The organism is Levilactobacillus tongjiangensis, assembly GCF_003946345.1.
In the GTDB taxonomy this organism is placed as follows: domain Bacteria; phylum Bacillota; class Bacilli; order Lactobacillales; family Lactobacillaceae; genus Levilactobacillus; species Levilactobacillus tongjiangensis.
On record NZ_RHNY01000004.1, the window covers coordinates 42,449 to 64,884 of the forward strand.

At 46.4% G+C, this 22,436-nt stretch carries 14 protein-coding genes and 2 pseudogenes; 10 read left to right on the forward strand and 6 right to left on the reverse strand.

The genetic code is table 11. From position 1 onward, the window contains the following. Nucleotides 1–16: 16 nt before the first annotated feature. From EKM75_RS03000 to EKM75_RS03025, 6 genes and pseudogenes are all read left to right on the forward strand, one after another. Complete coding sequence (locus tag EKM75_RS03000) at nucleotides 17–616, forward strand: DUF6037 family protein (RefSeq protein ID WP_125692003.1); 600 nt, start codon at nucleotides 17–19, stop codon at nucleotides 614–616. A 108-nt stretch (nucleotides 617–724) separates the two neighbouring features. Then, nucleotides 725–940: pseudogene (locus tag EKM75_RS03005) on the forward strand (2,3-bisphosphoglycerate-dependent phosphoglycerate mutase); the annotation flags it as partial. Nucleotides 941–1,052: 112 nt separating this feature from the next. Next, entirely contained in the window at nucleotides 1,053–1,298 is a 246-nt protein-coding gene (locus EKM75_RS03010; protein WP_125692005.1) for a hypothetical protein, read from the forward strand. Nucleotides 1,299–1,891: 593 nt separating this feature from the next. Next, nucleotides 1,892–3,136 carry a HEPN domain-containing protein gene (locus EKM75_RS03015; protein WP_125692008.1) on the forward strand — a complete coding sequence of 415 codons (1,245 nt, stop codon included), beginning with the start codon at nucleotides 1,892–1,894 and terminating at the stop codon, nucleotides 3,134–3,136. Between the two features lie 120 nt (nucleotides 3,137–3,256). Continuing rightward, nucleotides 3,257–3,782: pseudogene (locus EKM75_RS03020) on the forward strand (phosphoketolase family protein); the annotation flags it as partial. 415 nt (nucleotides 3,783–4,197) lie between these two features. Next, the gene (locus EKM75_RS03025) at nucleotides 4,198–4,902 is read left to right on the forward strand and encodes a hypothetical protein (RefSeq protein WP_125692010.1); all 705 of its coding nucleotides are present in this window, start codon (nucleotides 4,198–4,200) and stop codon (nucleotides 4,900–4,902) included. Between the two features lie 331 nt (nucleotides 4,903–5,233). Here EKM75_RS03025 and EKM75_RS03030 read toward each other — a convergent pair whose 3' ends face one another. Both EKM75_RS03030 and EKM75_RS03035 read right to left on the reverse strand, forming a co-directional pair. After that, the gene (locus EKM75_RS03030) at nucleotides 5,234–6,391 is read right to left on the reverse strand and encodes an MFS transporter (RefSeq protein ID WP_125692012.1); all 1,158 of its coding nucleotides are present in this window, start codon (nucleotides 6,389–6,391) and stop codon (nucleotides 5,234–5,236) included. A 6-nt stretch (nucleotides 6,392–6,397) separates the two neighbouring features. Next, on the reverse strand, nucleotides 6,398–6,823 hold the full coding sequence (locus EKM75_RS03035; RefSeq protein WP_125692014.1) for a MarR family winged helix-turn-helix transcriptional regulator: 426 nt from the start codon (nucleotides 6,821–6,823) through the stop codon (nucleotides 6,398–6,400). Nucleotides 6,824–7,379: 556 nt separating this feature from the next. Between EKM75_RS03035 and EKM75_RS03040 the strand changes: the two genes are divergently transcribed. From EKM75_RS03040 to EKM75_RS03055, 4 genes are all read left to right on the forward strand, one after another. After that, on the forward strand, nucleotides 7,380–7,691 hold the full coding sequence (locus EKM75_RS03040; protein WP_125692016.1) for a hypothetical protein: 312 nt from the start codon (nucleotides 7,380–7,382) through the stop codon (nucleotides 7,689–7,691). 771 nt (nucleotides 7,692–8,462) lie between these two features. Next, on the forward strand, nucleotides 8,463–10,034 hold the full coding sequence (locus EKM75_RS03045; RefSeq protein ID WP_125692018.1) for a lectin-like domain-containing protein: 1,572 nt from the start codon (nucleotides 8,463–8,465) through the stop codon (nucleotides 10,032–10,034). Beyond that, nucleotides 10,015–16,284, forward strand: coding sequence for an MBG domain-containing protein (locus EKM75_RS03050; RefSeq protein ID WP_125692020.1), 6,270 nt, complete (start codon nucleotides 10,015–10,017; stop codon nucleotides 16,282–16,284). Before EKM75_RS03045 ends, EKM75_RS03050 begins: the two co-directional genes overlap by 20 nt. Before the next feature lie 253 nt (nucleotides 16,285–16,537). Next, the gene (locus tag EKM75_RS03055; RefSeq protein ID WP_125692022.1) at nucleotides 16,538–19,078 is read left to right on the forward strand and encodes an AAA family ATPase; all 2,541 of its coding nucleotides are present in this window, start codon (nucleotides 16,538–16,540) and stop codon (nucleotides 19,076–19,078) included. Nucleotides 19,079–19,224: 146 nt separating this feature from the next. On the opposite strand, the gene EKM75_RS03060 is transcribed toward EKM75_RS03055, so the two are convergent. The 4 genes from EKM75_RS03060 to EKM75_RS03075 all read right to left on the reverse strand — a co-directional run bounded on the left by EKM75_RS03060 (nucleotide 19,225) and on the right by EKM75_RS03075 (nucleotide 22,426). Further along, nucleotides 19,225–19,971: an alpha/beta hydrolase gene (locus tag EKM75_RS03060; protein ID WP_125692024.1), complete on the reverse strand. Its 747-nt coding sequence runs from the start codon at nucleotides 19,969–19,971 to the stop codon at nucleotides 19,225–19,227. Between the two features lie 141 nt (nucleotides 19,972–20,112). Continuing rightward, entirely contained in the window at nucleotides 20,113–20,784 is a 672-nt protein-coding gene (locus EKM75_RS03065) for an NAD(P)-dependent oxidoreductase (protein ID WP_225426650.1), read from the reverse strand. Nucleotides 20,785–20,814: 30 nt separating this feature from the next. Continuing rightward, on the reverse strand, nucleotides 20,815–21,462 hold the full coding sequence (locus tag EKM75_RS03070; RefSeq protein WP_125692028.1) for an NAD(P)H-binding protein: 648 nt from the start codon (nucleotides 21,460–21,462) through the stop codon (nucleotides 20,815–20,817). Between the two features lie 13 nt (nucleotides 21,463–21,475). After that, nucleotides 21,476–22,426 carry a DMT family transporter gene (locus EKM75_RS03075; RefSeq protein ID WP_225426639.1) on the reverse strand — a complete coding sequence of 317 codons (951 nt, stop codon included), beginning with the start codon at nucleotides 22,424–22,426 and terminating at the stop codon, nucleotides 21,476–21,478. Nucleotides 22,427–22,436: the final 10 nt, after the last annotated feature.

A 22,436-nucleotide genomic window follows, 5' to 3' on the forward strand; every position in this document is an offset into this window, starting at 1 on the left:
TCGGGAGTGAATCGTAATGGCGTATAAAGTTAAATTTTACAGGTTAGCAAGTGAAGTGTTCCAAGGAAATGACTCTTTTGAGTTCTCATATAATAGTTTAAGGTTTACATTGTTATATGGTATTAATCCTCATAACGAGGAGAAACATTGTTTGATTTTTATAAAGTTCAATACTCAGCAGGAATTACTATTAGATATTGATGGAATGTTCCGTGTCGAAACTTCCTTGCCTACTAGATTTAAGGAAATTAGAGAATTTTTTGAAGTTCCATATTCAAGAAATGGCAATGGATTTAACTTATTTAACCTGTATAAAGATATTGATGCAAATATTCGTGTGGCCTCTAAAAGAAAACAAAATCGTAGTCAGGTGACGCATAGTTATCACTTTCCAAATCCAGATGCTATTTACTACCATGGCTTAATTCGACATGACGTTAATGGTGATGGTCATAATGTATCAGTCGGAAACCGGGATAAAACGCGACATCTATTGCCTGATTTGTATGAAATGATTAAGACTAAAAATGTTAGTGTTCGGTATACTGATGAAAGGAATGATGCTTTTTCTGAAACAAAAACACGATTTTTACAAGATATTAATAAGCATAAATAAAAGAGTAGCATTATATTTTTAATTATTATCTCGTCACTAATATGACCTGAACATACTAGTGTAAAATTTGACGTTGATGACTTTATATGACTTTGCACTGTCATCAGAGTGCCTTTCTGGGAAGACCAAATCGCACCTAAGTTACTTGACGGCAAGAACGTTATCATCGCTGCCCACGGTAACTCATTACGTGCCTTAAGCAAGTACATCGAACGGATCTCCGACGATGACATCATGGACCTCGAAATGGCTACTGGTGAACCAGTTGTCTACGACTTCGATGACAAGTTAAACATGACTAGCAAGACGAAGATGGGCAAGTAGTCCTTCTGACTCAGAGCCGCCTCGCACATGGGGGGCGGCTTTTTCGTGGCCTGAAACTGGCTGGTAGCGTTAATAATTAGCAGCATACTTATAAGAGAAAAGAGATTGTATTTTGGCAGATAAAGAAGTAACACAACTGGAAAAGATGAAGATCATTGGTTTATTCCGTAAAGAAGGGTTCTCTGGGGATTACGAGAGCTTTCAACGGGTCAGCGGTACCGACCGGGAGTTTTTCGTGGTCATGAGTAATGAGCAGGGGATCAAGGCGTTGTTCCGGGCTAGTTTGATGTTGAACGCTGTGGAGTTCCAGTATGTGTTGGATGATAAGCATACGTTTGTGACGGAAAAAGCTGAATAGTAAGCAATATAAGGTGACTAGCTCTTATCAATGGAGCTAGTCACTTTTTTAAAATCTCTTTGAAAAATATGTGATTTTCTTTTGCTATGGAGCACCCTTTCATGGGTTGTGGTTTACATGTATGGCGCTCTAAAATGAAATGGTTGGGTACAATCTGGCCAGTGAAGAACTTGATGTGATGTGCGTAGCTGGTGCATTAGGGGATGGTAGGTTAAATTGATCCGAGTTGGAAGTTGAGACTGAATGATGTTTGATTGGTATTTAGCAAAACGAATTATGCTGAAGATTGGAATAACGGTGATTATGGAGTTGATAAGAATTGTGGATATTCGGACTAAGGAAGTGCGGAAGTGGTGTGCGTGTGAAGTAGATAGGTGATTGGAAGTATTTGGTGCCACTGTGGTACTCAGCATTTTTTTGATGCAATGGGTAGAGACAACAGCTGAAATGAACATTACGTATAGTTCGATATTGAATTTCAAAAGAGTATTTGTTCGAGTTATATGGAACTTGCAATAATATAGCAGTTAATTGTACAATTCTAGAAAAAATAGCTCGGATTGAGCTGACAAGAAAGAGGCGTGATGTTCGTAATGTCTAAAAAGGACGAACTATCGACTGAAAAATTAGAGACGCTAGTACGCGAAGTTGTGAAAAGTGTTGAGCCTGTTACAAGGGAGAATATTGGTCAAGCGACTGTTATGGGAACCAAGGTAAGCTATAGATATTCTTCAGAACGTTTACTTGAGCTAAAGGAGGAAGTTATTGGTAGCAAGAACTTCCATTTTTTTGAGGCTGGCTCTTTGGGACAAGATGTACTTAATAAGATAACTGAAGTATTAGGGGATTATTGTGAACGCAAAAATGAAGAGAAGTTTGACCAACAGAATCTTGATAAAACATTAACTAGCAAAATTATTGAGATGATTTCAGCGGACGATCAAGAGTTTGATTGTATCATTCCAGTTACTGGAATAATGCTAACTGAAAAGTGTACCATAGGTCCGATCATCTTCTATCCTGCAAGCAGTAAAGAGGGTGTTGTGTCTGAACTAAAGCAAAAAAATGAAATTGACAATGCAGATGACCCCCTGTTCCAAAGTAATTTTGCCGTTTTAAAAGTAAGGGCCAGCAATCCACGAGGAGCTGCAGAGTGGGCAGCTAATATTGTGGAATCAATGTTGAATGCGTTCCAAACCTTGTGGGGACAAGTTGATCAGCCACGAGGACTGTACATTGGTGACTTCCCTTCACAACGTAATTCAGAAAGAATAGCTCTTACAAAGTCAAATGGGATTTTTGCATATGCGGCAGATAGGTCAGTGTTTAAGGTAAAATTAGATGAAGATGTTACGAGAAATAAGTATCTGAAAATTATTGCGGAATATGAAAATAGACTAATTATGTTTGGGGAAAATGAGTCCACGAAGTTAGAGAGAAACTTTTTTAATGCAAATAAGTTAATTGCGGAAGGTATTGCGAGTGATAAAGCGGACACTAAATTCACTAAGATGATGTCTGCTGTGGAGTCATTAGTGGAAGAGAAAACAATGACGCAAAGTATTACAACTCAGGTGTCAGAGAATGTAGCATTTTTAATTGGTAGAGATGCTGAAGAGAGAATAGAAATTTTTGATAAAATGAAGAAGTTATATAGCCGTCGGTCAATTTTCTCTCATGGTGAGTTGACCACTGTATCCTCTAGAGATTTGAACATACTGTTGACTTATATTCGCCGGCTTATTGTTGCGATAGTTAATGATTTTGAAGATTTGAATAAAGTCGGCGTGCAAAATCAAGTGAAATTGCTTAAATTTGGAAGCAAGGGGAGTGAGTAATTGGGAGAAGCGATTGGTTTGATTCAAAAACTAGGTAAAGAAATTCAGAAGCTTTTTAAGATTCCAGTATCGTATGTAATCTTTGCTGTGGTCTTAGTGAAGTATTTGTATTCGTCAGAGCTTAGTGCTGTCTTTGACCGTGCCTTCAAGGACCGTCAAAAGGTTAACCACATCGTTGCTTCCAAGCAACCTCGTCAACAATGGTTCTCCGTTGCCGAAGCCGAAGAACTGGCTTACACCGGTTTGAAGATTATCGACTGGGGCTGAAGGCGAAGATGCTGATATCGTCTTTGCTTCCGCTGGTATTGAACCAACCATCGAAACGTTGGCTGCCATTGACTTGCTCAATGCTGAATTCAGTTCATTCTTCGGCGAATCCAGGACTCCTGTTGTCTTTGGTTTCCACGGTTATGAAGACTTGATCGAATCATTCTTCTACGAACGTCAACACTTAGGCTTGAACGTTCATGGTTACCGCGAAGATGGTGATATCACGACTGCTTACGACATACGTGTATACTCCGAACTTGACCGTTTCCACCAAGCCAAGGATGCTGTTAACACCTTGATTTCCAAGGGTGTTATTGACGAAGCTCACGATATTGAAGAATTCACTAAGTGGGCATGGACCCCACTGAAGAAGTAATTCTTTAGTTAAATCAAAACTTAAATGCATGACTTATGATTCTTTCGTAAGTGGTGTGATGAAAGGTCAATCCAGTGATGGGTTGGCCTTTTTTATTTGCAATGGCAATAGAAAAATCCGCAGCCAACTGGTCACGGATTTTTTGCGTAACAATTTAAACTAAATTAGTTAGCGATGCTTGTCGCACTGAGGCTGCCAGGAATTCCGCTAGTAGTATTCAAAGTATCAAGCGTTTTTTCGTGGTAGCATTTAAAACGACATATTGTGTCACCACCGTTTTGTATAATAAGACCTATGAATTAGCAATAACTACTAATGGAAACATTAGGAGGAGAGTTATCTGGACAAAAGGAATTTACAAAAGTTGTCCCAAAGTATGTCCAATTAAGAAAAAACAAAAGGAGAGATACATAGTATGAAAAAAATCGTTAAGGCAAGTGCTTTGGCTGCATTGAGTTTGGCTCTAGTTGTTCCAGCTGAATCGACATCGGCTAGTGCCAAGAGCCGTGTGAAGGTTATTTCAACGACTAGCGTGGCTAAGCGGGCTTATCATGGAAAAAAAGGAAATATTTATACGAGTGCTAAACTGAGCAAGCGTCACTATGTGATGAAGCATTATAAGCACACGACCTGGTACATGACGAAGAAAGCTGTCATTAAGAACAAGGGTAAGAGGGGCACTTTGGCCTACATCAAGGCTGGTAACAAGTCTGGCTGGATCTACAAAAAGTATTTGACGGCTGGCAAGGCACCAGTGAACAAGGCTAAGATTTTAGAAAATGATTCTATTTCGTTTAACCGGGCGATGATGTCGGCTAGTTCACAGCTCCAGGACGAAGCAACTGGAAGCTATGATGGATACAAAGATATGGGTAGTCGACTAACATATGGGTATGTATACGGCAATGAAGTAGATGAAATTAAGATGGACAGAACAGCACTGTTAAGGGTTTATAAGCTGTTTAAGGGTCGGTTTAACAAATCTCAAAATGCAGATTTAGCTGCAATGGCTAGCCAAATAAAGAACTTACAAGTTACTGGGGATAACTGGCAACTGGCAACGACTAAAATGGCGACGTTTGGAGCAACGCTGGGAAACTTAATTGAGAGCCTGGCTTAGCTAGAAGTAAACTCAAGGTGCTCAAAGAAGTCGCCTTAAACTCAGCCCGGTTATTCCGGGCTAGCTTGAGGTTGAACGCCGTTGAGTTGTAGATGATAAGCATGTGTTTGTGACGGAAGCTGCGGACGCTAGCTAAGATTGTTAGTGCCTCACTAATCAAAGTGTTGTTACCAAATAGCTGATTTAAATCAATAGAAAAGGCATCACCACGTGCAATTTAAACATGTGGTGGTGCTTTTTTTACAATAGCACGATGGTTTCGTCAGGAGTTAGACCGCCAATTTGGGCACCAATCTTTACTACTGAAGGAGTCGTTAAATTCAAGCAATCATCAGGCCAACGACCGGTGATCAATCCAATAAACGGCCACAATCACTGGCAATGTCAGCCCCATAACTGGGTAGAGCCATGCCCAGGGGAGAATGGCAGTAATGAGTCCCGCCAGCATCGGTCCACCAGACATCCCGAGGTCGATACCAATGTAGAAGGTGCTGTTGGCTAAGCCACGATCCGATTTTGGCACGAGCGATAGCGCCTTGGCTTGGCAAATTGAAAACATCAAGCCATAACCAGCAGCGAAGCCAAAGGCCCCCAGGAACAACATAAGCCAATTGTTTAAATCAGTTAAGCCGATTATGCCCACCAAATTAAAGCCTAAACATAGCCAGAAGAATTTCTTGAATGGCACGTGGTCAAACGCATCGCGTAATGTCATCCGCATCACCAATAAAATAATGGCGTAGGTAGGGAAGAAGACGCCCGCTGGCACGGCAAAGTGGCGGTGAGCAATGTAACTCACGATGTAGTTTTCTGTGGCAAAATAGGGTAACGAAAATAACAGTAAAATGACTGCCAGGGGAACGACCTTGGGTTGAACCAACTGAACTTTTTTAGCAGGGGTCGTACTCGTTTGGCGTGGGGAAACGGGACGGCCATGGTTGCCGACAAACTGAATGACGATCAGCATGAGGATACTGAACAGGGCGGCGACCCAAAAGACGCTTTGGTAACTGTAGCGTTGGTATAAATACACACTAACTGCCGGGCCCACGGCCATTCCTAAGGCGCTGGCCAACCCATAAATTCCCATCCCAGAACCAATTCGGTCGGCTGGCAAGAGGTCAGCCATCCAAGTGGCCATACAGACGGAACATAACGTATAGCCAACCCCACTAATCACTCGAGCAATCAGAACTAACGCCACGTTGGTGGTCAACGTGTAGCCTAAGCTCGCTAGTAAGAGCAAGATGCCGCCAATCAGCGTGAGCGTGTATTTGGACACGCGGTCGGTTAAATTTCCGGCTAATGGCCGCAAGACTAGCGCGGTCAAGTTCATTGCCCCGGCGATGACACCAGCTAAAATACTGCTAGCACCGATATTAGCTGAAAATCCGGCAATAATTGGATTGATTAACATTGGCCCCATTAAGTAAAAGAAACTGGCCACTAAAACTAAGGTCACATCTTTGGTATATAAGCGTGTGTGCACGCCAAATCATTTCCCTTCTAAGTTGGCATTAGCGCGGCGGGCTAATGCTAGAAATTGTTGTTGTTCTTCCGGTGTAAAGCCAGCGAAAAGTTCTGCACTCGTTTGCCAGCCGTGCTTATCAAGTTGATCGTATTTGGTGGACCCTAGCGGCGTCACCACGACGAGCTTTGATCGGCCGTCGTCGGGATTGGGTACTAGCTGCACGACCTTTGCCTTTACCATGTGTTGGACGATTACGCGGGCGGTTTGGTGGGTAATTCCTTGATAGTCCTTAAACATTGCGACTGTTTGATGGGGATGTTCCGCAAAGTACCGCAAGGCATCCCCTTGCTCCGTGGTTAAATTCAAATTCTTAATGTGAAGATTTCGTCGCTGCTTAATTCTGCGAGCCAACAGTAGCAGCTGGCGTGAAATCATGTCGTCTCTATTCATGTGATCACCTCATGCGTATATTGTACAGTATACTGTATAGTTTGGGTAGACCTATTTTTTTAAAATGAGGATCGGTTGATTCATGAAATAGGCTCGACCTTTGGAGTGTGGTGATTGTCCATTTTTACGTGGTCACGAAGAGCAAGCAAGGCATCAAGGCTTTTCTCTGAGAAAATAGCGATACTACTCAAAAAGTACGGCCAGTCCGTGATTAGGGCCAACCGTACTTTTGGAATTAACTATAGATTAAAGCAACCAATCGCTCCCCAAAAGTTGCTTGGCCGAGTTCTTTAACTATTTTGCAGTTTACGGTAATTCGATGGACCTGAATGACAGCTTGAAAGTTTAGACGTTTTCAGTGGACCACCAGTCGCTCCGATGAAATTTCGTGGAAAATCTGGACACGCCATAATTAGCTCAGCAATCATAGTAGCGAATTTTCTTTTGATAATTTTGACCTTCAGTTGGGGCTGAATACAATAGGAAATGTTAGCAACAACCAAACCGGGTTACGCGATTATTTAACGCAGCGTTAACAATAAGGGCAGGTGATTGCATGGGCTGGTATCGAAGAATCACTGAACGCTATGGTCGGACGTACACGCGGACCACGGTGAACCGAGTGATCCCCATTACTGGACTGGTTTTGCTTGTTGCTAGTCTGATTCTATTGGCGGTCACCAAATTACATGATTGGGGGTTTGGTTTGTACGGAATGTCAATTCTAGCGTGGGCCGATTATATCTCAGTAAAACTGGTACAACACAGAGTGGGGATTATCGGCAGTTTCTTCATCGCCTTCGGATTATTTGCAGTTGTCCTGGGTGGTGCTGGCATGATTCTACTTGCACTAATTTTTGGCGAATAGTAGGCGTTTAGTCAAAATAGGTTGATTTTAGCCGGGGTAGGTCCTTTTATAAAGAGCCTACTCCTTTTCTATACTGTCATTTTTGAAATTATCCCGGTGAAATCCAGGAATCCTTGGATGACCCTATATTCAGGAACTCTATGACAGAACCTAATAATTTTTAAGTGGTGGACGAGTCTTATAAAAGCGGCCAACACGGCTATTGACGGGAACTCAATTATTAATTTTGGGACTGTGGAAAGTTTGATAACTTAACTGTCGTATACACGGCTCTGTATAAACGTTGGTAACACAAAATATTATTTGTGGTTATTAACAAAATCAAAGCATAAACGTCTTGAATGTTAGCCTTGTCACACTTATAATGAGATTGCGATTAAAATAACCGCGAAAAGGTTGGTAGTCAAAACGGTTTTTGAATTTTACATTAGCAACACAGTCATTTAACTGTGAGACACTATTTTCTGGCCTATGTATAATTCGGCTAGTCTGATGACTAGATAATTTATTTTGACAAGTTACTTCTGAGCGGGTAAAACTCTGGATTATACATCGCGAAGATTTACTGGCAGGCGTTGACTAAACTTTGCCAGTAAGATGAATCCACTAGATGCTGTGATTATAGGTAGGTTAACCTGTGAAAGGTAATTTTACTAACTGATTGTGACTGGTTGTGTCAGGAAGCAATCTTTTTTTGGTTGTGGATTGGGATATAGATGAAGTGGTACTGAACACATGAGGGTTCAATATCGTTAAAAGGAGAGGTCAAGCTTGAGACAAAAGGTTGCGAATCAAAATGCAAAAAAGAACTTTATTTTATACAAGGGACATACGGGCTGGAAGATTAAGACCCGTTTATTTGGGACACTGCTAGTTGGTCTTTCTGCAGTAGCCATCGCTGAAAGTACGGGAACGGTTGATGTGCATGCAGCAACGGGGGATGCCCCAGTGACGGACACGTCTTCATCATCAGCGCCAGAAATGTCTGGGAGTGCGAAACTTAACTCCGACAAGACTGGTGGAACGACGCCCACAGGTACGGCACCAACAAATTCAGTACCAGCAACGCAATCATATTCTCCAGCGTCTATTAGCACTGAATCAGCGGATATTTCTGCTAGAGAAGTAGCTGCAAGCGCAACTGCTGACGCGGCTACGTCTCCTAAACAGTATCAAACCTTAACGCCAGATCAATCAATGTCAGTTGGTAAGACGGATGGATCCAGCGTGACGCTATCCGGTAGCCAGGTTCAGGACCACTTTACGGATACTGTCCGAAACTATAATTCTAAGGGCGACACCAGCCCTCAAGCCACTGAACTGAATACATTGTCATCCGCGGCTAATGAGCAGGGTGTTTGGCAGTTGACGAATAATGGATCGCATCCTTATGTATCTGTTACGTCTACGGGTGATACCTTTAAATCGACGGCTACTGGTCCCCAAACTGCCCATGTTTCTTTTGAACACGAAATTGATTTTGGCCATAATTTTTCGATGACTGGTGCCTTAGGCATTGGGTCGAAAGCTGACGGCGGGGCTGATGGTGTTGGCATTGTCTTCGCACCTGGTGATCCAAGTTATGCAACGCAAGGTAAAACCGGTGGTAACTTAGGAGTAGGCGGTTTGAAAAACGCCTTTGCTTTCGTTTACGATGACATTCATAATGATGGCTCGGATGATAGCAAAGTTGTTGACCCAGGTACAGGTGCTTACTTTGGCTGGCGGTCAACTGATGCTAACGGTGTTATGCAAAATGTTACCAGTTCAACGGACTGGAAAGCTGCTAGTGGCCTTACCTTAAATCGGGCGACCGATAATTCACTTAATAACTTCACGATGACCTATGATGCAATGTTAAAAAAGTTAAGCGTCACGATTGCTGGTCAAACATTTGAGCGAACACTTACTAACATCGACACAAAACAGGGATATTCAATTTCAATTGCTGCTTCCACTGGATCTCAGACTAATGATTACTCCGCCAGAATCGACAGCTTTACCTACACACCAAAGACAGCTACAGTATCTGTCAATGTGGCAGATGCTACGGCCGGAGACACCCCTGTAAGTACCACTACGCCAGTTACTGCTAACATCGGGGATACCATTTCTGTGTTCTCTACGAAGGAAGCAGCGGAACGGGCAGTGGCTGCAGATCCAACCCTGGATCCTAGCCTGGTTACAGTAATCCCTGCAAGTACGACTAGCAATGTTTATGTTGTTGATGGTGACCAAGCCACTGCTAGCAATGGGACGGTTCATTATTCTGGTGACAAGAGTCTTGCTGATGCAGCGTACTACAGCTACAAGGTGACCGGGGATGGCTACCCAAGCATTTAGCGTTCCCGTTGCCCAAGCCTTTACAGCCAAAGTCACACCAGTCGATTCCGTGACCAAGGAGCCTATTCCTGGCATGGATCCTATCCAAGTGACCACGGTTGCCGGTAAATCAGTCGTTGTTCAAGTGCCTGGTTATACCCCAGTGACCGTTACTCTGGCCGCCCCCACAGCCGGCAAAACGGTCGCCAATGATACTGTGCTGATTAACACGAGTACAACGCCGTCAACAGCAACGGATGTTGCTAACCCAATCAACCACTATTACACGGCTACCGGTGAAACGATTGATGGGACCCCAGTTACGGCCAATGTAACTGTAGGGACGAATCAATCTGTCACGGATGCCCTCAACGCTACGCCAATCGGTGAAGATGGCAAAGCTATCACTGACGGTAGTACGCCAGCCTACACTTGGTCGACGGTTCCTAATGCCGCTGGGACGGATTCCACGGATTCCACGACGCTCCAGGATAGTAAGAGTATCTTGGTTCCAACGAAGTCGACGCTAGATAAGTGGATTCAACAGGCGACTGACAATCAAACTAAGGCCGATACTGAGAAGGCTGCGGCGCAAGATATCTATGATAAGTTTGTGGCTTCACCCGACATCACGGCTGATCAAAAGACTGCCGCAAAGAGTTTGCTGGATTCCGTGAACGCGGTCTACGAGAATCTATCGAAGACCAATGCGGATGCTAAAGCGTCTCTGGAGGATGCGGAGAATTCAACTGATCCTGCAACCATTGTTACAGACAGTCAGGCTGGTTATGCCGGCATCAGTGGCATGGATACGTCACTCAGTGAATTTAAAAACGATGTAGATAATATGTCGACGACTAACGCCGCAACCCAAGCTAGCATGGTGAGCTTTAAGTCTTGGTCACAGGACTACGGTACGCCATTAAAAAATCCTGAAGCTGTCTTTGGTGACGGGTTTGGTGTTACAGTCTCTGCTGACCAATTGGCGGGCTTATTTGCCGATCCAAATAACTTCTATTACGTTGATGCACTTGCTTCAGATACACCGGTTACGCCTAAAAACGTGGGTACCTATTACTTCAAGTTAACGGACGCCGGGCGGAGCTATATTAAGAGCTTAACGCCAGATAACCCAAATGCTGGGCTCTACGTTTCTGGAACGGTCACGATTAACCCCGTAGCTGTGGCACCAACTATTCAAGATACTAGTGTGGTGTACGGTGCAGAACCAACAATCGTGGGTAGCTTAGGATCGAAATTAGCAAATACAGACGATCCACTTACTCAGGATGATTTTGAAATTGTTGATAATGCTACTAAAGAGGTTGTTTCGAGTAATCAGCTACAAGCTGGTGGCGACTACACGATTCAATATACCACTGATGCACAGAACACTTTGAAGGAAGATACGAATTATACTTTTGGTGATTTTGGAACGGCCAAGTTAACCGTGACGCCACGAGACATCACCGTAACCGCACCAACACTTACGAAGACTTATGGTGAGAGTGATCCTAAATTTGAGCTTACCGGTGTCTCAAGCGGTGAGCTAGCCAATAAGGACCAACTGTCTGATTTGGGTGTGACGCTCGAACGGGTTGCTGGTGAAAATGTTAAAGCTGGGCCATATACAATCAGTGCTGACCCTGCGTCAAATCTGAACAAGAATTACACCATTACCGTTACTCCAGGAAGCTTAACTATCAACAAGAAGCCCGTTACAGTAACAGCAAATAACGTTACGGCTACTTACAATGGTTCTACGCCTGAGACCAATGGCTTCAGCGTACCCGATGGTGCTTTGGTCGGGGACGATACGCCTACTAATCTGGGGGTTACGTTGGACCCAATTTCCCAAGTCAACGCTGGAACGTATCCGGATGCTGTTACCGGGACTGCAACTTCAGATAACTATAACGTTACCGTTGTTCCGGGCAAGTTGACGATTGCGCAAGCAGATAGTTCTGTGGACTTAGGTGCCGCTACCATGGTTTATGGCGATAAATTCCCTACGTTCACGTCCACAGACAACGTGCCAGGAACCACTAGTAACATTACTCAAGCTGACTTTGAAATTGTGGATACTACTGGTAATACAGTTGGCGCATCCAAAGTACAAGCTAATGGCAAGTACACGCTACAATTGTCCCAGACTGCCAAAAATCGACTGATTTCGGAAAATCCTAACTATGCTATTACGTTTGGGACGAGTACCCTGACTGTAACCCCACGGCCAGTTTCAGTGACAGCGAAAAATATTGATAAGACTTATGGCGATGCAGATCCTGACCTAGAGTTAACCGATACCAGTACTGGCGCAAGCACTGGTTTAGTTGCTGTTGATGATCTCGGCGTGAAGCTTACTCGGACGTCAGGAGAAAGTGTTGGCTCGTATGATATCACGATGGATTCGTCTTCAAAACTGAACCCGAATTACGCAGTCACCTTTACTCCAGGAACCTTTACGATTAACCCAGCGGATGGCAACGTGGCTGTCACGGGGACCACTATGACTTATGGTGATCCATTACCAAGTTTGTCAGTCTCAGTTAACGGGGCACCTGCTAGTGAACTTAGTGCGGACAATTTCGAGTTTGTTGATACAACGACAAAATCAGTGGTAACTGCTGCTAAATTACCAGCCGGTAGCTACACGGTACAATTAACCAAAGCTGCTCAGGATACTTTGAGCAAGGCCAATGGCAACTTCACACTTACTTTTGGGACAGGTACATTGACCGTGAATAAGCGGCCAATTACGGTGAAGATTAATGATGTCACTACTGATTACGACGGCTCGGCACATGGTGCGAATGGCTTTAGCATTTCAGCGGGTGATAAGTTAGTCGATGGCGAATCGAGTGATGAGCTCGGTGTTACACTGGACCCAATCTCTGAGACTGAAATTGGGACGTACACAATTACTGGAAAGTCTGATTCAGCAAACTATGCCGTTACCGTTAACAATGGGACACTGAAGATTTTGGGTCAGACTGATGATGGTAAGGGTAATAAGACAACCACTGAAAAAGATGCAGCTGGTAACGTGCGGATTGATAAGCAGTGGGCTGATGGCAGCGAAACAATTTATACGGATGACAATGGTAAGCTGACAGTAACGGATAAAAAGGGCGACAAAACGCTTGACCAGCAGACGTTTAACCCTGCTGGTGATCCGCTTACGCTGACTGACGACCCGAATACGAACACTATCGTTGCCCTTGATCCTACGTCTAAACTGCCAACGTTCTCGCATGAGACAACGGCGACAAATGAGGCTGGTGATACTACTACGACGACGGACGCTGAAGGCAACGTTGTTAAAGTCGTTAAGCAGTGGCCAGATGGTACCCAAACGACGTACAAGTCTGATCCTTTGAATAATGGAGAGCAGACGGTTACGGAAGTGAAAGATGGCAAGACGGTTGACGAAAAGACATTTGCTACCGACCCTAAGACCGGGAAGCCTGAAACAACTGCAACTGTGTCGAATGGTGATGACATTCAAACCATCGTTAACGTAAGCGAACCAGGGGCAGTACCAACGTTTGAACATGATACGACGCAGACATCGAAAGATGATTCTGGAACCGTTACTGCTACAACGAAGGACGATGCTGGTAATATCGTCAAGGTCGTTAAGACGTGGCCAAGTGATGATAATACGACCAGTACGACGACGTACACGTATGATCCAAGCACTAATGTCCAGACGGTAACTGAAGAAAAAGATGGTAAGCAGGTTGACCAAAAAACACTCGTTGCCGATCCCACGACCAAAATCACTGCTAAGGCAACGTTGAACAGTGGTGCTGCTGCTCAAACCATTGTTAACCCTGTCGAACCAGGTCAGATGCCAACGTTTGAACACGATACGACGGTGACGTCGAAAGATGATTCTGGAACCGTTACTGCTACAACGAAGGACGATGCTGGTAATACTGTCCAAGTCGTTAAGCAGTGGCCCGATGGTACTCAAACGATTTACACGGATGACAATGGTACGCGGACGGTAACGGAGAAGCAGGGCGACAAGACGCTTGACCAGCAGACGTTTAACCCTGCTGGTGATCCGCTTACGCTGACTGACGATGCGAATACGAACACTATCGTTGCACTTGATCCTACGTCTAAACTGCCAACGTTCTCGCATGAAACAACAAAGACGGATGGTGATACCACCACAACGACGGACGCTGAAGGCAACGTTGTTAAAGCAGTTAAGAAGTGGCCCGATGATACCCAAACGACGTACACGTATAATCCAGTCACTAAGGCTCAGACAGTAACTGGAGAAAAAGATGGTAGTAAACAAAAGTCACTTGTTGCCAACCCTAAGCCTGGAACCACTGATTCAACTGCAACTGTGTCGAATGGTGATGACATTCAAACCGTCGTTAACGTAAGCAAACCAGGGGCAGCACCAACGTTTGAACACGATACGACGGACACGGTGACTGATAATGATATCACTACTGCTACAACGAAGGACGATGCTGGTAATGTCGTCAAGGTCGTTAAGACGTGGCCAAATGATGATAATACGACCAGTACGACGACGTACACGTATGATCCAGGCACTAAGGTCCAGACGGTAACTGAAGAAAAAGATGGTAAGCAGGTTGACCAAGCGACACTCGTTGCCGATCCTACGACCAAAATCACTGCTAAGACAACGTTGAAGAGTGGTGATGCTGCTCAAACCATTGTTAACCCTGTCGAACCAGGTCAGATGCCAACGTTTGAACACGATACGACGGACACGGTGACTGATAATGATATCACTACTGCTACAACGAAGGACGATGCTGGTAATACTGTCAAAGTCGTTAAGAATTGGCCCGATGGTACCCAAACCACGTACAAGCTTGATCCGTCCACAGGAAAAGGTGATGTGAGTGAACAAAAGAACGGGAAAACAATCGTCGACTCACAGGAGATTCCCGCTGATTCTCATAAGGTAACTATTACTGATGATGATAAGACGAGCACTATCGTTACCTATGATCCTACGACCAAACTGGCAACGTTTGAACATGACACGACGGATACAACGACAGATGATTCTGGAATTGTTACGACTGTGACAAAGGACGATGCTGGTAACGTTATCAAGGTTGTTAAGACGTGGCCAAAGGATAATAGTACGACGACGTACACGTATGATCCAACCAGTAGTAAAGCAATGATAACTGAGGTAAACAACGGGAAAGAGATTGATCGGCAGGAAGAAGTTTCTTCTCCTTCGACGACCACGTTGAAGAGTGGTGATGGCGTTGAAACCATCGTTAACACGGGGCAACCAGGCGACATGCCAACGTTTGCGCATGATACGACGGTGACCGTGACTGATAAACTTGGTAACGTTACTGCCACGACGAAAAATGTTGCTGGCGATATCGTCAAAGTAGACCAGAAGTGGAAAGATGGTAGCGAGACAATCTACACCAACGACAATGGCAAACAGCTGGTAAGCGAACTGAGAAACGGGAAGTCCGTTGCTCAGAAGCCACTTGAGCAGCAACCTGTTGATCCCAAAAATCCCGATGCTCCTAGAGTTTCAGAAGTAACACTGTCGGATGGTGCCGGTGGTACAGTAACTGTCAAACTTGATCAACCCGATGCAGCGCCAACGTTTACGCATGCGCCAGCAGTCTTCAGTGCGGGCGTTAATGCACCAGCTAAGGACGCCGATAAGGTCGTGAAGATTACCAAGAAGTGGTCTGATGGTCTTAAGGTAGTTTATACGTATGATCCAGTAAGCGGCCAACGGATTATTAGTGAGCTGAAGAATGGTAAACTCATTGAGCAACGCGCGATTGAACCAGGTGCTGTACAGGCAGCTCTGCCTGACGGTAAGGGTGGTTCGACCATCGTTAAGTTTGATAAGACTGGCACAGTTCCAACCTTCACGCGTCAACTTGCTGACAAAGCAACTAGTCGCAAGGGAACGTCAGGAAAGAAAGCAGTGAAGAAAGCAGTAAAGAAAGCCACTGCAAACAAGGGTCAGAACCTGCGTAAGCAATCGGCTGCTGTGAAGCCACTGGCTCAAAGTGGAACAACTCATCGTGGTGTTAATCAAGCAGTTGCGGGTGATACTGTTGCAACTGAACCTGTTCAGTCTCAACAGCTGACCAAGGAACAACAAGCAAATCAACAGGAAACAGAATTACCACAAACGGGCCAAAAGAATGAAAGTTTCTTGGCACAATTAGGGGCAATCTTGTTGGCACTGTTGGTAACGCCATTTGTTCGTCGGCGCTCACATTAACTTGATCGATTAGAGTTATCAGAAATAGTCTAGATCCACTAAAAAGCCGTCTCGAGCCAGAGACGGCTTTTTAGTATTCGTAGATGATGAGTGATCTTTTCGTGGATTGTCCGGTAATAGGGGCTGACTGTAGGGAGCGGCGACGTCGGTTAAAAAGAATGAGCGATTTTCAGTCCAAACTTGACTGTAACGTTACAGGATAGTTTAGAATGAAAGATAACATAAACGAAACTAAAGGCAAAGGTGGGCAAGTATGACAACGAGTGAAAAACAACGTGAACATATTAGTGTACGTGGTGGTAACGTCCATAATTTAAAAAATATTGACGTGGACATTCCGTTGAATCAGTTTGTGGCAATCTCAGGTCCCTCGGGCTCCGGGAAGAGTTCGCTGGCCATGGGGATTTTATATGCGGAGGGGTCGCGACGGTACTTGGAGGCGCTATCCACCTACACTAGACGGCGAATCGGTCAAAGCAAGCGGTCACAGGTCCAGGAGGTTCGGCACATTCCATCCGCGATTGCCCTGCGGCAACGGCCGGGAGTCCCTTCCGAACGCTCAACGGTGGGGTCGATGAGTGAGCTGTTCAACGTCGTGCGCCTCATCTTCTCACGGCTCGGCTCGATGGTGTGTCCCAACGGCCACCGGATTGCGCCTAGCCTGAAAGTTGCCCAAGCCATGGATCTACCGGGTGGCTCAGACAGTAAGATGGGAATTGTGACCTGTCCGGAGTGTGGGGTCGAATTCATGGCAAGATCAGCTGAAGACTTTGCCTTCAACTCCGGCGGTGCCTGCCCAGAATGTCATGGGACGGGGACGGTTCAGACCTTAGACGAGGATAAACTGATCGGTGATGAGAATCTCAGTCTGGCCGAAGGGGTCGTGGCTTCATGGCATCTGCCCGGCCGAAACTTTATGCCGACGGTGGCGGAAACGTTGGGTGTCCGCATCGACGTGCCCTACAAGGACCTCAGTGACCGGGAGAAGGACATTGTGCTCAACGGTGCCAAGAAGCAGTATCCCGTGGACTTTCGGACTTCTACTGGTCGGGTCTTTCATACCGACAACACGTTGTATGAGAACGCCCACGAAGCCGTTTACGATTCCTTAAAGACGGTGAAGAGTGACCGAGCCATCAAGAAGGTCAACGAATTTTTCCACTTTTCCGTGTGCCCGACCTGTCACGGGACGCGGTTGAATCCAGAGCTCTTGACACAATTAGTTGGGGGTAAAAATATTGCTGAAGTTTCTGACCTGACCCTGGGATCATTAGCCGGGTGGCAAGCTGCGGCGCAAAGTGAGTTGCCTACTGAGATGAAGGCCATGGCTGACGTACTCTTCAAGAACTTGACGGATACGTTGCGGCCCCTGCTGGAGCTGGGACTAGATTACCTGACCTTATCGCGGAATGGGAATACGCTGTCGACCGGAGAACTCCAACGGCTCCAACTAGCTAAGACCATTCGGACCGAGACGACGGGCGTCTTGTACGTATTGGATGAACCCTCCATTGGGTTACACCCCGATAACGTTAAGGGACTCATTCGGATCTTTCGGGAACTGATTGCCCAAGGAAACTCGTTGGTCGTGGTCGACCATGAAGTCGACATCATTTCAGCTGCCGACTGGGTGATTGAGATTGGTCCTGGGTCGGGAGATGCCGGCGGTCAAATCATTGCCGAGGGAACGCCTCACGATTTAGTGGGCAATCCCCAGTCACTGATTGGGCCTTACATTTCGGGACAAGCTAACATCATGCATGATAAGGTGCCCACTAGTCGGAAGGCCAGCGAGCTCACCACACAGTTTGAGGTGCAGGATTACTTTAATCTACACGATGTAGCCGTGGCCATTCCAGGAAATGAGATTACCGCCGTCACTGGGTTCTCTGGTGCCGGCAAGACGAGTTTGATTTTGGACAGCTTAGTCCCAGCCATTCAGGCGGCAAACAGTCAGGCTGCCCTGCCCAAGCAGGTGACGACCTTGAAGACTCATTTGAAGGACGTGGTGTCCGTGGATGCCAAGCCAATCGGGAAGAATGCCCGCTCAACGATTGCCACCTATACCACCATCATGGATAATTTGCGGCGGATGTTTGCCAATTTACCGGAAGCCAAGGCCAAGAAGTTTGGCCTCGCTTACTTCTCGTACAATAACAAGCAGGGGGCCTGTGAACAGTGTGGCGGACTGGGCACCATTACCCTGGATATTCAATACTTGCCGGACATGGAAGAGGTATGCCCATACTGCCACGGTGCACGCTATAAGGATGAGATTCAACAGATTCGGTGGCACGGCTACAGTATTGTCGACCTGTTGAACTTGTCGGTCCGTGAGGCGTTAGCCGTCTTTGAAACGGTGCCTAAGATTGAAAAGCAGCTTCAGTTGCTGGATGAAATGGGGCTGGGCTACCTGCACTTAGGTGAGAGCACGCCAAGCCTGTCCGGTGGGGAAGCCCAACGGCTAAAGCTCATGAGTCACTTGAACAAGCGTCAGAGCAAGACCCTGTTTATCTTTGACGAACCATCCGTCGGCCTACATCCTCAAGACGTGCAAACGCTGCTGGGTGTGATCAACAGTCTGAAGGCCAAGGGAGCCACGATTATCATCATCACACATGACCTCGACCTGATGACCAACGCCGATTACCTGATTGATCTCGGTCCCAAGGGTGGGCAAGCTGGTGGCCGGTTGATGGCTAGCGGTGAGCCACAGCAGTTGATCAAGACGGACAAGAGTCTGACACTGGATTATCTGAAGGCCCATTTTGAAAAATTCCATTTAGTTGATTAAAGCTATGTAGACTAAAAGCCGTCCCGATTTTGGGGACGGCTTTTAGTGTGCACTGGCTATTTAGCCGCTCTCCGGCGGACAGGGATGTAGCCTGCTGTGGGGACGCTTCAGACTGGCAGAACACCAGTCTTCAAAGTCGCCAGTGGTTAGTTTTTAATAAAATCAGTCGCTAGCCGAAGTACATCGTCACGGGCAGCACCATCCAGTCCATGACTTGCGCCGGGCAAGAGGTGCAAAGTGCTGTGTTGGTAAATGGCATCATAACGTTGTGAAGCGCTGTAAGCCACAATCTGATCAGCGTCACCGTGAATTAGGCAGACGGGACCAGAGAAGTTCTGGGCAGTTTCGTAGATTGGCAGCAGTTGCGCCGTCCGTAGGTAGAAGCCCCCCAGTGCCTTCCCCTGGCCGAGCGGAAGCTGAGCGGGGATATGTTGCGGATCATAGACTAACCCCCGCGTATGGCCAGCCAGGGCGTCATCCTTGAGGGTGGCGGCCGGGGCCATCAAGACGACCTTGTGAATTAAATCAGCGTTGTAACCGGCCAACATGCTGGCGACGACACCGCCTTGCGAATGGCCTAAAAGGTCAATTTGTTTTGGCGCGAGGCGGGTCTGAACCGCAGTCAACACGGCCTGGGCGTCAGCAATCTCGTTCAGAACGGTCATGTTGGCGAAGTCACCATCGCTGTGACCGCAACCGTTGAAGTCGAAGCGGACCGTCCCCACACCAACCGTCCGTAAGCGTTGAGCCAGCTGTTCCAGCAGGGCGGTCGGTGTATAGCCGCGGTCACTAATGAAACCGTGAAAGAGGATCGCAATCGTTCCGTTTGGTTCAGGTGCGGGCTCATAAATACCAGCTAGGGTGAGGCCATCTCTGATAACATTAAATTCCATTCTAAAAACCTCCCAGTCAAATTGACGCTACGTCTAGGATAGTTGAAGATTTAAGGATTGTCACAACTTTTTTAATTAGTATTTAACGGGGTCAAAGAAAAGGCGCATGATATTTTACTGGTATTTCAACGTTCAATCTGGTTAATAACGCTGTGTTGGGTGAGGATTGTTTCCAGTAAACAGCGTAATCTGCTGTCGAATGTACTGATTCCCGGCAATGATGTCTAGCATGCCCTTAGCAAAATCAGCGTACGTGATATAGTCTTGTTGGCCATCATCCGGGTTCCCAGAGTTAGCAGCATGAAAAACCTCACAGGTTACGTGGTAAGTCCCGGTACTCTGGCCGTTAGGGTCAAAGTTATAGGTAGGCGTCACGTACGTCCAGTTGATGTCATTAGCGCTTTGCAAAATTGCCAACCCTTCAGCGTGTGCGTTGCAGAGATCCTGCATGTAATCGGGGTAGTAGTCCGGTAGCTCTTGCAAGGTGTACGTGTGGGCCGTGTTGGTGAAGAGGGTGCTACTTGCGCCCACCTTGAGGTAGTGAATGGGTGTCCCGCGCAGCAGTGAGACAATGTGTGCGAGACCAGCGGTGTGGACGTACTCTGTTGCCGGTGTCCAGGCGCCTACAGCATCTACGATTGCGTCGATTCCTGTGAGGTCTGCTGATGTTAGATCTAACATATCTTTGATCTGGACGGGTGATAGGTTTGAATTAGCATGTTGTCGGTGGGCGATGCCAACGACTTGGTATCCGCGCCTGCTAGCAGCGCCCATAACCAGTCGGCCTAACCGACCGTACGCACCAATGATCATAATTTTCAAACTAACACCTTCTTTGAAATCTTAATAAAAGCTGGGCTTGGCCCCCGCTGTGTCGGGCTCGCTGATACCGATAGATTGTTTGATTGCTTGGCTGTCATCAAGGATTAGGGTAGTTAGGTAGGCGGCCACACTCTTGCGGGAGACCTCGGTCCCCTTAAAGGCTTGGCCCTTTTGTGTGAGCTCATAGCTCACCATATCTTTATCGGAGAACCAGGCTGGCCGAACGATGGTGTACGCTAAGCGACTGGATTCGATGACTTTAGCCCCAGCAGCGTACGCAGTTAGTGTGCTCCCTAACATTTGGGCGTTCCATTGGCCGTACTTACCAGGAATTTCGTTGTAAATTCCGTTGGCAGAAATCCAGATGATTCGGTTGACCTTGGCTGCTGTCATGGCTGCGACGACGGCTGCACCTTGTTGCTTGAGATTAGCGCCATAAAGGTTGGCGTAGACCAAGTCTTGCCCCTGTAACGCAGCAGCCAACTGGGCGGTGTCCTTAACGACGTCAGCAACGACGACGGTCACGCGACTATCAATTCTAATGTCAGTGGCCAAACGTTCAGGATGGCGTACCAATAGGGTGAGTTGCACCCGTGAGTCATCTAGTAAGTTACGGGTAACTAACGTGGCAATGGAACCAGATGCACCAAGAATTAAAACTTTTTTCATGTGATATATCCTCCTAGAATGTAATGACTTTAACGGTTAAGACACCAACGAACATAATAACTAAACCGATTATTTTGGAACGCGTAATACGATTCACTTGAGAGCCAAACAACCCAAAATTTTCAACTAAAGCACTGAATACTAATTGGCCAAATAGGGCGAGAACTACGACCTGTCCCGTTCCAATCAGTGGTACCAGCCAGGAGCTGCACAGGACGTATAGGGCCCCAATTACCCCGCCAATCCAGACCCACCAGTACCGACGACCTTGGGCAAATGCCCGCCGAAGATTGGTTAGGTGAGAACGGGTGAATAGGTTAACTAAGATGAGGCAGAGCACGCCAATGCTGAATGAGATAAAGGCAGCGTGAATTGGTGAATGCAGTGTCGTGCCCAGGTAGCCGTTGATGGCAGTTTGCATGGCCATGAGCATCCCGGCAAGTACTGCAAATATCTGATAGAGAAGCTGGGATCCACGGTGGGTGCGTTGCTCGGTGGCTTTTAATAAGGGGGCGCGGGGGTCGAATAGACCCAGTGAGAGAATGACACCCCCAATGATGAGAAGCAATCCAGTTACTTTGGCGAGGGTTAAGGGATTTGTGGGTGACTGGAAGAGACCAAATTGATCAATCAGAGTGCTCATCATGATCTGCCCCATGATGGGCAACACGGTTGTTTGGAGACTCCCAATTTTTTGAAAGAGCACCACGTTACCAGTTAGGGCAATAGCGCCAAACAGTCCACCCAGCCAGAGCCAACCGGGATGCTGGGTGATAAAACTACTGCTGATGACGAGTGTCTGGTGGGTGGTCCAACTGAGCAGTAAGAGAAACAGCCAAGCTATCAAGAATGAAACGCCAGATGAGAGGTACGGGGAACCAACAAAGCCACGCAGCTTGGCGTTGACCGCCGTTTGCATCGCTAGACCGACGCCCATAGCAACTGGAAACATTAAGAGTAACACGCAATCACTT